Annotated in this window: 10 protein-coding genes; 5 read left to right on the top strand and 5 right to left on the bottom strand. The window is 58.6% G+C overall.

Going from position 1 to position 12,536, the window contains the following annotated elements:
• Positions 1 to 205: 205 nt before the first annotated feature.
• Together LB558_RS07910 and LB558_RS07905 are read right to left on the bottom strand one after the other, a co-directional pair.
• Entirely contained in the window at positions 206 to 1,318 is a 1,113-nt protein-coding gene (locus LB558_RS07910; RefSeq protein WP_224697027.1) for an alkene reductase, read from the bottom strand.
• A 441-nt stretch (positions 1,319 to 1,759) separates the two neighbouring features.
• Positions 1,760 to 2,854, bottom strand: coding sequence for a hypothetical protein (locus LB558_RS07905; protein ID WP_224697026.1), 1,095 nt, complete (start codon positions 2,852 to 2,854; stop codon positions 1,760 to 1,762).
• A 917-nt stretch (positions 2,855 to 3,771) separates the two neighbouring features.
• Between LB558_RS07905 and LB558_RS07900 the strand changes: the two genes are divergently transcribed.
• Positions 3,772 to 4,572 (top strand): FadR/GntR family transcriptional regulator, encoded by an 801-nt coding sequence (locus LB558_RS07900; RefSeq protein WP_224697025.1) that lies wholly within the window; start codon positions 3,772 to 3,774, stop codon positions 4,570 to 4,572.
• Positions 4,573 to 4,660: 88 nt separating this feature from the next.
• Here the strand turns inward: LB558_RS07900 and LB558_RS07895 are convergent, their stop codons facing one another.
• On the bottom strand, positions 4,661 to 6,142 hold the full coding sequence (locus LB558_RS07895; protein ID WP_224697024.1) for a flavin-containing monooxygenase: 1,482 nt from the start codon (positions 6,140 to 6,142) through the stop codon (positions 4,661 to 4,663).
• Positions 6,143 to 6,357: 215 nt separating this feature from the next.
• On the opposite strand from LB558_RS07895, the gene LB558_RS07890 reads away from it, so the two are divergent.
• Positions 6,358 to 7,152 (top strand): FadR/GntR family transcriptional regulator, encoded by a 795-nt coding sequence (locus LB558_RS07890; protein WP_224697023.1) that lies wholly within the window; start codon positions 6,358 to 6,360, stop codon positions 7,150 to 7,152.
• A 7-nt stretch (positions 7,153 to 7,159) separates the two neighbouring features.
• Here LB558_RS07890 and LB558_RS07885 read toward each other — a convergent pair whose 3' ends face one another.
• Entirely contained in the window at positions 7,160 to 7,960 is an 801-nt protein-coding gene (locus LB558_RS07885) for an HD domain-containing protein (protein WP_224697022.1), read from the bottom strand.
• Between LB558_RS07885 and LB558_RS07880 the strand changes: the two genes are divergently transcribed.
• Positions 7,851 to 8,651 (top strand): TetR/AcrR family transcriptional regulator, encoded by an 801-nt coding sequence (locus LB558_RS07880; RefSeq protein WP_318011621.1) that lies wholly within the window; start codon positions 7,851 to 7,853, stop codon positions 8,649 to 8,651. The genes LB558_RS07885 and LB558_RS07880 overlap by 110 nt on opposite strands.
• Positions 8,652 to 8,889: 238 nt before the next feature.
• On the opposite strand, the gene LB558_RS07875 is transcribed toward LB558_RS07880, so the two are convergent.
• Entirely contained in the window at positions 8,890 to 9,825 is a 936-nt protein-coding gene (locus LB558_RS07875; protein WP_224697021.1) for an alpha/beta hydrolase, read from the bottom strand.
• 455 nt (positions 9,826 to 10,280) lie between these two features.
• Between LB558_RS07875 and LB558_RS07870 the strand changes: the two genes are divergently transcribed.
• Positions 10,281 to 11,657 carry a glutamine synthetase family protein gene (locus LB558_RS07870; RefSeq protein ID WP_224697020.1) on the top strand — a complete coding sequence of 459 codons (1,377 nt, stop codon included), beginning with the start codon at positions 10,281 to 10,283 and terminating at the stop codon, positions 11,655 to 11,657.
• 61 nt (positions 11,658 to 11,718) lie between these two features.
• Entirely contained in the window at positions 11,719 to 12,483 is a 765-nt protein-coding gene (locus LB558_RS07865; RefSeq protein ID WP_224697019.1) for an SDR family NAD(P)-dependent oxidoreductase, read from the top strand.
• Positions 12,484 to 12,536: the final 53 nt, after the last annotated feature.

Genomic DNA, 12,536 nt, shown 5'->3' with positions numbered 1-12,536 from the left:
GGACCAGACCGGCTTGTGCGATTTATCCGCCCCACCTGTGCCTTTCTGAAGGCTCGCGTTCAAGCGTCAGGGTAACCCGGCGACATTTCGGGAGAGCATAGAGCGGTTCGCCGCTCTAACGGCGAACCGCTCTAGCCGGCTTGGACGCTGCAGTCCTAGCTGGTATGCGCGCCCGAATGGCGCGCGCACCACTGAAACGCCACGCCTATGCCTGGGCCTGCAACTGGGTCTCTTCATAGAAGGGATAATCCGTGTATCCCTTCTCGGTGCCACCATAGAAGGTGTCACGGTCATAAGGGTTAAGGGGCAGCCCAAGCCTGAGGCGTTTTGGAAGATCAGGGTTGGCGACGAAATGTCGCCCGAAGGCGACCAAGTCGGCATCACCCCTGGCTATGATCTCTTCAGCGCTTTTGCCATTAAAGCCGCCGGCAGCAATAATTGTACCTTTGAAGAATTTGCGCAGATCTGCCGCCGCGACAGCTGGCAATCCGTCGGTTTCTTCCTGGTTGCCCACTATGCGGGGCTCGACAATGTGCAAATAGGCGAGGCCAAAAGGAGCGAGCGCCTGAGCGACATAACCAAACGTCGCGCCAGGATTGCCGTCTGACATGCCGTTCCATTTGCCCGCAGGGGTAATCCGCGCGCCGACGCGGTCGTAACCCCAGACAGTGGCTACAGCATGCAGGATTTCCAACAGCAGCCTGGCGCGATTCTCGGGGGATCCCCCATATCTATCGATGCGCTTGTTGCTGCCGTCAGCCAGAAACTGATCGAGCAGGTAACCGTTGCCCGCATGTATCTCCACACCGTCGAAACCCGCCGCTTTGGCACGTTTGGCGCTCTCGCGCCACTGCTCGATCACGCCCGGGATCTCATCTATATCGAGGGCTCGATTGGGTGAAACCGGCACCCATCCTTCGGTTGTACAGGCGACCCCCTCGTAAGGTGTGACAGAGGCGGAGACCGGGGTCGCGCCGCCTGTCAATTCCAGATGCGCCGTTCGGCCGACATGCCATAGCTGCAGAAATATCTTGCTGCCTTTGGCGTGCACAGCGTCAGTGACCTTTTTCCAGCCGGCGACGTGTTCCTCGCGATAAATACCGGGCGCCCCAAGGTAGCCGCGACCGGTCAGCGCGACTGGTGTTGCTTCAGCAATGATAAGGCCGCCTTCTGATGCGCGTTGTGTATAACATTCGACCATGAGATCGCCAGGGGTGTCGCTCGGCTGCTCGGAACGCATCCGCGTTAGCGGTGCCATTACGACGCGATGGGCAAGCGCGATTGGGCCAACTTCGACGGGCTTGAAGAGCTCGGACATAATCAATTCCTATGGACTATTGGTCTGTTAAGAAGACCATAAGTCAACGTGGAAGGGAAGTCATCGAACTCGATTTTTTCAGACCCACAAGACCGAGGGACACTCGTCTTGCCCAGTGGTCGCTATCGGCCGGGTCAAGATGGTGCGAAGGTATAAGGTCCACGGGTCGCTCATTGAGCGATGCGACTTGCCAATCTTCCAAGAGCAATGATGATGCCACTGGCGGTGCAGTCGACAGTGTTGCCCAGCGACGACAGAAAGGTCGACTGGCGTAAGCTGTCCGAGAAGGCGGGAGCCGAAGTTGAGGTAGGATCAGCAGGCGGCGAAGCGGCTTAGCTGCAGCCTACCGACAGGACCGGCTCGCTGATGAGGAAACCGACGCCTGGCTATTTCTCTTCTTCGCGTCGTGGTGCAAGGAGACGCCACCTTGCCTGCAGTCCGCTACTTGCCCGAGCGATGCCCGGAAGTTTGGCGTGGCGATGTGCTAACCGCTGCCACAGCAGGAGGCGACTTGCCTATCTGTGTATAAGCTTCCTCGGGCACCAGCGAAGGATCCTTGTAAATGCGCCAAGTGCAAACGGCCTTGTCTCTGGCTTGCGGCCAGATCGGAGGCGATATCACACGGGCAGGAAATCCCAGCATTTCTGCAGACTTCTGCTGCCCCAGGCGGCAGCAGTGGGTGCAGTAAAGGCAGACCCCCGCTTTGTTCCATGCCCAGTCGTGGTTACCTTGAACAACCGCGTGATTGTATGGCGGTTCCAATCGCGGTGACGTTCCATCGCTCGCGGTGTTGAATGTTCTGCCCCCCGAACCGCAGGGCGCGAACTCCAATGCGATGCAATCGCCCTCGTCACGGATTGCGATATCTCCGCGCCGTCCTGGGCCGGTCAAATGTCCGCGCAGAGCCAGGATGCCCATATCCACAAGCTGCCGGCTCGACAAATTCCAGTCCTGATTTTCGAGCCTGAAGCGCCTGTAATTGGGATACCAGACCGACATTCCGAGATCCCAGAAATCGACGACGCGTTCTTCGCCAAGATGCCGAGGAATTGCGGCCAGTATCTCGCAGACCCAGTCGCATTTACGATCGTGGTCGTCCTGCCAGTAGGTGCGCGCGTTCTCTATGGCGACTATCGCAGCATCGCTTTCTTCGGCCCTGCAGCACGCGGCAGCTTCGGCAATGAGAGCCCGGTGTCGCTCCCATCCAGATTCGAAATCAAACGGTCTTCCATCTCGATGGCGGATGAGAGTTGCAATACGTTGCTCCTCGCCGGCAATGATCGCTGGATCAACGCCATTGTCGAGAAGAAATTGAGGCACCAGCTTTGACCAGCTGGCATAGACATCCTGCGGCTCCTGGGCCTCTTCAAATGTGTATTCGATGAGCCGAGCTGCTTGCTCGAATTCGCGCGCCTTGAGAGCCTCGATGGCAGTGTCATAGGTTGACTTTGACAGGGTCACTTCGTCGCCACGCCGTAGCGTGAGGCCCAAATCTTCGTCGCGCCACAGCACGGGACGTTGATCATCATCTGACATCAGCGTTAAACTCGTTGCAATGACGGAGAAATCCCTGAGACACGACCAGAGAACCAGAAGTCGTCAATAGCCCGTCGTTTTATTTGGTCCGAATTTCATACCAATACAACTGGCAATGTCAACAACGATTAGAATGCGATCGATAGGAGGGCACTCGACTTGGCGAGCAAAACCAGCCTGACAGCCATGTCGATCCTCCCGCCAGAGGCGGCTTACGCCCTGGCTCAGCGCTCACCGATGAACTGTCAGGTGCGTTGTCGTTGGGAGTTCGCCTGACTGCGCCCGTTTCAACGACCGCCACCAGCGAGGCAGGCAGGTCTGCAACCTAAGCTGCGATCGACATACGCCGGTATGGCCGGGCGGTCGCCTAGGTCCGATTTGGCAGCAAAGGTCTGCGAATCAGCAATGGCGTCCGTATCGATGAGAAATCGGGATTCAGCTTTTCGTGGTTGTGCGGTCAATCGCATCTCCACAAGACTTGTGCTGGACGTCGGTGTGTGAACATGACTCTTTTAATCCGAGAGAGGCTGCGTTCGATACCATGTTAGCGGTTCTTTCTGGACCATCGATAGCCAGCCTGCGGGCGATACAAGTTCGAGGTGAACACCGCTTGAATGGCCCAAATATCGCGCCAAACGGCACGCCTTTCAGTGAGCGGCGGCAACACTTTTTTCGGCCGCCGTGATTGCATTTGGGAAGGCCGAATGCCTTATCTGGCGACTTCGAGCATCTTATAGGGCTTGCTTTCGATCATCGAAGGCGCAAAACATCGGCGTTTACGGTAGGCAGCCCGGCGTGGAAATGGTATGATATTTGTACCCGCTATCGCGATGGGTACCGTCGCAGCTTCGTATATTGGTGTCAGAGAAACGCCTCGACAAAAATTAGATTAAGTTCTTTGAGCAGGATGAATCGCGGTGAAATTGAACGCACTCGATAATCGTAACGAAAAGATGGCATTAAGAGAAGATGATCTGACCCAGCCGATTATTGGCCCAATCCGTCTTGCCCCGGCGCATGAACTCGTGGTTGAGCAAATTCGACGCTCCATGCAGCTAGGTTTGTTTTTGCCTGGTCACAAGCTTCCCCCCGAGCGTGATCTGGCGGATCAACTTTCAGTCTCGCGCACGACGGTCCGTGAAGCCGTCCGTATCCTCGTTTCGGAGGGGGCACTTTCGGTCAAGCGTGGCGCTAGCGGCGGTCTCATCGTCAACCAGCTGCACGGTGATGACGCTGAAGAATTGCGCAGTTTCATCAGACAGAGGCGCTCCGAGTTCAATGACGTTTTTGATTTCCGCGTGGTCGTTGAAGGCGCTACCGCCGAACTTGCGGCCCAGCGGCGAGGCTCAGACCACCTTCAGCGGATGCGCCAGAAGCTTGATGAGATGACGATAGCCATCCAGGCTTCCCTGGAGCACGACGATCCAGATCCTGTGTCGGTTTTCAACGCTGCGGACACCGGCTTTCACCTGGAAATAGCCAGGGCTTCTCAAAACAAGCATTTACTGGCCAGTGTCGAGAGTATCCGCCGGGCGATGTTTGTCCCCATCGGCGGCGTTTTCATCAAGCTGCGCAAAGACGCCAATGAAATCCACGAACCGATCTTTGATGCGATCGCAGACCGTGACGGGTCGCGTGCGCGTGCGAGAATGATTGAGCATGTCGAGGGCACGCGCCGCGCCATGATGGAGTTCCTTGACGAGCGCAAGCAGGTGTAGGCAGGACTGCGACTCGGGCGACGGCCGCAGTGAAAGCCGGACCGACAAGACGTGTCGCCGCGGCCATCGGCAGTTCATCGCTGGCGCCTCATTCGATTTTGACGGCGTTTTTCCTGGCGGCCTTGGTAGCGAGGATGTATTCGGTTGCGCTGTGGGGCCACTGGGCGACGATTTTTCCGGTGCTTGCCTGGAAGTAGCTGGTTGTCGAGCCCCAGACGGTTTTTGCGAGAGCGGCCTGGATCTTCTGGTTGAAGCGGCGGAAGGCGGCGGCGTCGACCTTGATGGTGCGGCGCCTGGTCTTGAGCATGGTTGAGATGAGCGAGGCGCAGAAGTTCGCTTGGGCCTGGTAGAAGGTGACCAGGGGAATGGCGTTGGTATTGGGTCCATACATCATGAAGAAGTTGGGGAAGCCCGGCACCATGAGGCCGAGCAGCGCTTCGGGCTCGCCGGCCCATTTTTCATGCAGGTCGATGCCGTGCTCGCCGGCGACCTTCATGCCGGCCAGATAGTTGGCCGCGTCAAAGCCGGTGGCATAGATGATTATGTCGAGGGGGTGCTCATGGCCGCCCTCGTCGATGATGCCGGCGGCACTGAGCTTGGCCGCGCCGTAGGGCACCAGCTCGACCTTCGGGTTCTTCAGATCATCGTAATAGGTGTCGCTGATGACCGTGCGGCGGGCCTCGAAGGGGAAGTCAGGGGTCGCGAGCTTGAGGAGATCTGGCCGGTCGGCAAGCGAGTTCTGCAGATAGGCGAGCGATGCCGCAGCCCGCCGCTTGTTGACGCGGCCGTCTTTGCGGGCATGGCTGGCGCGGAACTGGCGCGTGTCATAGCCATAATAGAGCCAGAAGCGCTTCCACCAGTAGATGGGCGCGAACTTGTGCATGAAGCGCTCGCTGGCGGTAAAATCCCTGCTGTCCTTGGGCAGGATCCAGTTGGCTTCCTTCTGGAAGATCTTGACGGAGGCCGCCTCGAGCGCGGCCTCGTGGATGACCTGGACGGCCGAAGAGCCTGTGCCCAGAATGCCAACCCGCTTGCCCGCCATCGACAGCCCCTTTGGCCATCGCGACGTGTGGCATTGCACGCCCTTGAAGTCGCTCTCTCTCCTGGCAAATGGCGGCAGCAGGGGGATGTTCAGGAAGCCGACCGCGCTGATGACGGCGCGAAAGGCGCCATGGTCAGCCTTGGATGAGGTGGCGATCGCATATTCCTTGCGCTCGTCAGACCAAGTGACGGCCTCGACCTTCTCGTTGAACCTCAAATGGCTGATCAGACCCCATTTGCGCGCCACGTGGTTGAGGTAGGTCAAAAGCTCGGCCCAGCTGGCGTGGGTCCTGGTCCAGTCGTAGCGCTCGAAGGAGAAGGAATAGATGTGTGATTCCAGGTCGACCTCGGCGCCTGGGTAGCGGTTATTCCACCAGGTGCCGCCCAAACCGGCCTCTTGCTCGAAGATGACAAAGTTGTTGATGCCCTTCTTCTTGAGGGCAATTGCCGCGGCCAGGCCGCTAAAACCGGACCCGATGATGGCGATGCGAGCATCGGTGTCGAGTTTTGCGTAAGCCCCAGATGTCACCGCTTTCTCCTCGGTCTAAGGTATAATTTATAGACCATAGGACAATGACAGCCGGAAGTCTATCGCCGTGCAGCTTTTTTAGGCCGCCCGATTCGCGCCCGCGCCGGCGCCCGCATGGGGCTTTATTTGTCCGGGGTTTGCAGAGTATATTTGTCTGACCATTGGTCGGACCGCCCGTCGGCCTGGTGATTCGAGCAATGGCGACAGGAACCAACGTGAAGTCTCTGTTTTTCGGTGATCCCTCCGAACCCCTGATCAACTCGATCCGTGCCAGCGCCACATACGATCTGGTCGTCGAGCAGTTGCGGCGCGCCATCTTCCTTGGCCGCTTCATCCCCGGCGACAAGCTGCCTCCGGAGCGGGAGCTTGCAAGCCAGATGCTGGTCTCGCGCACCACCATCCGCGAGGCGCTCAGGGTATTGGAAGGCGAGGGGCTGATCACGGTCAAGCGCGGCGCGGCCGGCGGCCTCACCGTCCTTGGCCAGGGCCGCCTCAGGCCGGCCGAGATCGAGGTCTATCTGGAATCGCAGCACGAGCTGATCGACAGCGTGTTCGAATTCCGCGTGGCCAATGAGTGCCTGGCAGCCTCACTAGCCGCAACGCGCCGAACCAAGAAGCATCTCGACCGGATGTCAAAGGCCCTGCAGATCATGGCCGACCTTTGTTCCACCCCCCAAACCCGCGCCGTCACCGAAAACATCGCGATGTTCTTGTCACGCGACTCCGAATTCCATCTGGCGATCGCCGAGGCCTCGTCCAACAAGTTCCTCATGGCCGCGATCGAGGAGTCCCGCGCCGCCATGTTCTTGCCCATCGGCAAGGTCTTCACCCGACTGGAAGACAACGCCAATGATCATCACGAAGCAATCTACCAGGCCATCAAGGACCGCAACCCAGAACTCGCCGCCCAGACCATGCGATTGCACATCGAAGCAACCCGCGCTTCCCTCCACAACCTCCTGCCAAAATCCAGACGAACAAGGAAAAAGCAAATCTCCGTCCCGGCATAGCCACAGCTCAGTTCCTAGCCACTTGGCTGGACCAGATGTGAGCAAACGGATCGGGCGGAGCCTTACCTCCGGTCAGAGCGGTCATGAGCGCAGGACGGGTGCCGCTCTTGTGCTTGGCAGTCTCGTAGCGAAGCGCTTCGATCGCGCCTTCGCGCGGGAAACGCTCAAGGAGTTTTGCCACCGTTTCCGAAGCCAGCCGCCTCCTGCCGGCACCGAATAGGTCGCAGACCGCCCCCCGGGACACGAGGTGGGCTTCTGCGCCATACTGCTTTTTCGAAACCCATGCATTCAGGTGAAGCGCGATGGCATCTCCCACCCGTTTGCCAACTTCGGCCGGGTGACCTTTGGCGCGCAAATAGTCTCGAGCACGCCTTCCGCCACTCAATGCGAAACAACAGTCGCATAGGTCTGGAGAGTGGCCTTGGGTCAGCCCCAAGTCGTGCAGTATCGCGGAGGCAAAGAAAAGAGAGCGGTCAAACCTGATCCGTTCATGGGCCGCCAGCAGGGAGCCGAAGAAATACACCCGCCAGCTGTGGAAGAGCAGAGCCTCTTGGTGTGTTTGCACCGCCAGTCCCAGCGCATCCTCCACAAGTGCGTCTCGGGGCGGCTCCAAGTCGTCAAGCGCGACGGGCCGGGGTTGCAGAAAGCCTGTACGCTGCCTTATTGCGTCGCAAGCTTCGCGGACCTGCAGATAGGCAATGTTGCTGACAACGCGAACCTTTTCCATCGTGTTGAGTTCTCCAGCGCTTCCTTCGCCCCACAAAAGGTTTCCCATGGGGGCGGCTTTCCGCAACTTCGCTTCAGTCACAAAATTCGCTCCCTTGCCGTTTTGTACAGCTTCGCATAAAATACCTCGATTGGAATTCTATGCAAGATGGTACACAATAGAAATGACAGCTCGTCGAGGAAGACCGCCCGAATATGATCGCGCCGAGGCGCTACGGGCGGTAACGGAGACATTCCGCTCGCGTGGCTTTGCCGGCACATCACTTGACGACATCGCTTCGGCAACAGGAATGAACCGGCCGAGCCTGTTCGCCGCATTCGGAAACAAGAAGGCCATGTATCTTGAGGCGCTGAAGAGATTCCAGAGCGCCATGATCGAGGCCGTTGAGCCGGCTTTGCAACAGTGCGGCGAGTTGTCGGACGTTCTAGGAGCTTTCTTCGACGCCGCCATCCGCTTCTATTGTAAAGGCGGGGCGCGGGGGTGCCTGGTGCTCTGTACGGCGCCGGCCGAGGCATCAAGCGACGAGGACATAAGAGAAGCGCTGGCGGCCGTCCTGTCGCAGATCGAGGCCAAGCTCGGAGATTGTGTGAAGCACGCTGCGGCAGCCACGGGCTCTCACATTGTGGATGATCCGGCGGCGCTGACAAAGTTGCTGACAGCCATCCTGACCAGCGTCGCTTTGCAGTCCCGTGCAGGCGTCCGGGAGCCAGCGCTGCGGATTTTCGTAAGGATGGCGCTCTCGGCAGCACTTCCGAAACCTGCCGGCTCCTGAGGCTGCGCCAAGCTGGCGAGGAAGCGGTCTCCTTACGGCACCGGGAATAGACCGGTTTGTCCAAACACATCATCGGCAACCGGCTATCAGGTGAGACTGGATGAACGCGAGGTTCGCCACCAGTTGCTCTACTGGCCGGCAATTCCTCGCACCGTCCCAAACCACCGCGCATCAGACCGCACAAAATGTGGTGCGGTCTGGCTTCTGGCAGGCGCCTTACAATCCTCGCAACAGCTGTTCAGTTCGCGAAGGCGGATCTAAGTCGCCTTGCACAAAGGGCGAGTGCTCCATCAGCCTCCTTCAAAAGCCCTCTCAACGATACGAAACCATGGATCATATCGTCATAACACTCCTCTTCAACGGCAACGCCGGATTCAGCGAGCCTCCGGGCATAGGCCTTGCCTTCATCTCGAAGTGGGTCGTACCCCGCCGTGAGCACGAACGCGGGAGGAAGGTTCGTTAGGTCCGGCGAGAGCAGGGGCGAGGCGAACTGGCTTTCTCCGTCGCCTTTCGGGCCGAGATAGCTATCGATATAGAAAGGCATGCTGTTGAGAAGATAGCCTTTGGAGAACAGGCGCTTCGATTCGCTGATGTTGACCAGATCGGTAACTGGATAGATGAGCAACTGGAAGCAGATCGGAGGCTCATGCCGGCCACGCGCCAGGATCGAGCAGGCCGCAGCCAGATTGCCGCCCGCGCTATCGCCGCCAACCGCGATGCGAGCAGAGTCGATGCCAAGCGCATCGCTGTTTGCAGCCGCGTATTTCAACACGGCAAACGCATCCTCAACGCCTGCTGGAAAGCGATGCTCGGGGGCGAGACGGTAGTCCGCCGAAATCACCACGCATGGCGTCTCTTTCGCAAGGACGCGACAGATCGAATCGTGCGTGTCGAGGTCGCCGCGAATGAAACCGCCACCATGAAAATATATCAACAGGGGCTCGTTGACCGAATTCTCCGTCATCCGATATCCGCGGCACGGTATTTCGCCGGTTGGCCCGGGCACAGAGAAGTCCCAAACACGGGCCAACGCCGGGGCCGGAGCGTCCACGGCCAACATATCAGCCTTCCACTCCGTGCGTGCCTCTTCCGGAGCTTGCTTTTCGACCGGGACGGCGCTTGGATTTTCAGGCTGCTCAAGAATCTTCTTGATGGCAGGATGAAGTTGGATCACCAGATCGCTCCTTGGGCTTCTGAAGGGTAGGGTTCTAGGCCGCTTCGGGCATCTCATCTCGAAGAGTCCAATGGTTTGTATTTCAGTCCAATAGACAGACGAGTCAACCGCCTTTTTTCGAATTGGACCGATGACTTCAATGCTCTACAAGGGGGTTGATGAATCTGGCCGACCGGATTTGCCGGGCCCGGCTCCGGAAATAGAGAGACCGCCTTGTGAAAAAGTCTGCGCTGCTGGCTGTCCAATTTGCTTCAGCGCGCGCACCATTTCCGAGTTTTCCGTCTGCGGCTCTTGACGTGTTGGGTCAATGGTCTATTCTGTGTGCCAAATCCAACCGCCCGGGCGCACTCAAGCGGCGCATGACGGGTGGTGTTCCTACGCGGGCGGTGAAACGCATGGAGCCTCAGCTTTGTTGCTGGGCGGCGCGCCCAATTGAAAGTACCGGGAGGCATTTGGTGCGGAAGACCACGTCGTTCGAGGAGCTTAAGAGCAGTATTGAAAGCGGTGCGATCAAAACGGTCGTATGCGGCATGCCGGACCTGTGGGGACGACTGGTCGGGAAAAGGCTCACGGCCAAGAATTTCCTGGACTGCGCTCTTGGGTCGGAAGGGCTGCATGCGTCAGTCTATCTTTTCTGTGCCGATATGGACATGGACCCGAGGCCCGGCTTTGCCCTGACGGGCTGGGAAAAGGGCTTCCAGGACTTCATCATGAAGCCGGACCTGTCGACCATAAGGTTACTGCCCTGGTCGCCTGGAACAGCCTTCGTCTTGTGTGACGCCATTGACGAAGCCACCGGGGAGATGCTGCCGATTGCTCCAAGGTCCATTCTCAAGCGCCAGATCCAGCGAGCAGCGGAACTTGGCTTGGGGTTCAAATGCGCGACCGAGCTCGAGTTCTTCATGTTTCGCGACAGCTATGACGCGGCTTGGCAGAAGCGCTATCGCGACCTGACCCCCACTTCGCATTACCGGGCCGACTATCACATTTTGCAGTCCGCCCGGGATGAGGAGGTGATCGGTGAAATCCGCGACGCCATGGAGGCTGCCGGGATCGAGGTCGAAAACTCAAAGACGGAATGGGGCTTGGGCCAGCAGGAGATCGCCCTTCGTTATACCGATCCCTTGGAGATGGCCGACACTCACGTCCTTTACAAGTCCTGGGTGAAGGAACTTCTGGCCTTGCGTGGCCTCTCCGCCACATTCATGGCCAAGCCCTTTATCGATGAAGTCGGCTCTTCGTGCCACATACACATAAGCATCTGGGACGAGCAGGGCAGGAAGCCGTTGGGTTTTGATGCCTCGAAGCCGGGGCATATGTCCACCCGCTTCGGATCCTTCATCGCGGGTATGATCGACGGGGGTAGAGACTACTGCTTGTTGTTTGCGCCATCCGTCAACTCATATAAACGCTTCAGGAAGGCGTCGTTCGCGCCCGTATATCTCGTCGTGGGCCAGGACAACCGCACTTGCGGCTTCCGTCTGGTCGGCCATGAGAAGAGTTTCCGGGTAGAATCACGCGTTCCGGGGGCAGATACGAACCCCTACCTGGCCTTGGCCGGACTGATCGCAAGTGGCCTCGACGGGGTTGCGTCGGACTCGCCGACGCCGCCCTTGTGCGAAGAAAACGCTTATGAGAATGCCTCTTTCCCGCGCGTGCCGGCCACAATGAATGAATCGGTTACGCTGTTTTCTGCCAGCACCAAGGCTCGCGAGGCGCTCGGCCAACAGGTGCATGCGCACCTGTTGAATTTTGCCAAGGAAGAACTCAATGCGTTCGAGCAGGAAACCGTGACGGACTGGGAGCTGATGCGCTATTTCGAGCGTGTCTAAAAAATTTTGACCTCACATAAAGGTCTATGTATTAGACCAGAGAACAGACGGGATAAATGCGATGACGGATAAAAAGACAATTCTCGTGACTGGCGGGGTCGGCGGGATCGGCACCGCTATCGGAGAGCGCCTGACACAGAGCGGCTTTCAGGTGGTCGCCGCCGACATGAGCGTGGACGCAGCATCGAACGGCAGTCGCAAAAAGGTGGGTGCCGCCGAGGTCTATGTCCACAACATCCAGGTGACCGACAACGAGAGCATTGAGGCTTGCGTTGCGGCTGCCGTCAAAATCGCCGGGGGGCAGCTGGCGGGCGTTGTCAATTGCCACGGCATTGTTCGCTATACGCCCATCGAGAAAGTCGATGACGAAGCCATGCAGGCCGTTTGGGACATCAACGTCGCCGGCTCGGCGCGGGTCTGCAAGGCCTCGGTCGCCCACCTTCGAGACGGTGCTTCGATCGTCAATATCAGCAGCGTCACAGCCTCGCTCGGCCGCTTGCCGGGTGCTTCGATGTACGGGGCAAGCAAGGCCGCGCTTGAGGCCTTCACCCGCTATCTCGCCTGCGAGGTGGCGCCCAAAGGCATTCGCGTAAACGCCGTTGCGCCGGGCTTCATTTTGGCCTTGCCGCTCAGTCCCTCGATGAGGGCTATCGGATGGGGCGGCACGGAGGAACAAGTCATTGCTCGTCTGGAGCAGGAAATTCCGTTGAGCCGCTTCGGCACCTGCGAGGAAATCGCTGACGCGGTTGAGTTTCTGGTCTCCGATCGTTCCTCATACGTGACTGGCACCACCTTGATGGTAGACGGCGGGGTGACCGCGCGATGACATCCCCAAACACGAGTTTGCGCTCGTCCGCGAACGCGGAAGCCTTCCGTCGT

The sequence above is a fragment of the Mesorhizobium sp. CO1-1-8 genome (genome assembly GCF_020164875.1).
Lineage (GTDB): Bacteria > Pseudomonadota > Alphaproteobacteria > Rhizobiales > Rhizobiaceae > Mesorhizobium.
The sequence above is the reverse complement of the archived record's forward strand: the minus strand, read 5'-3'. Positions and strand labels throughout refer to the sequence as shown.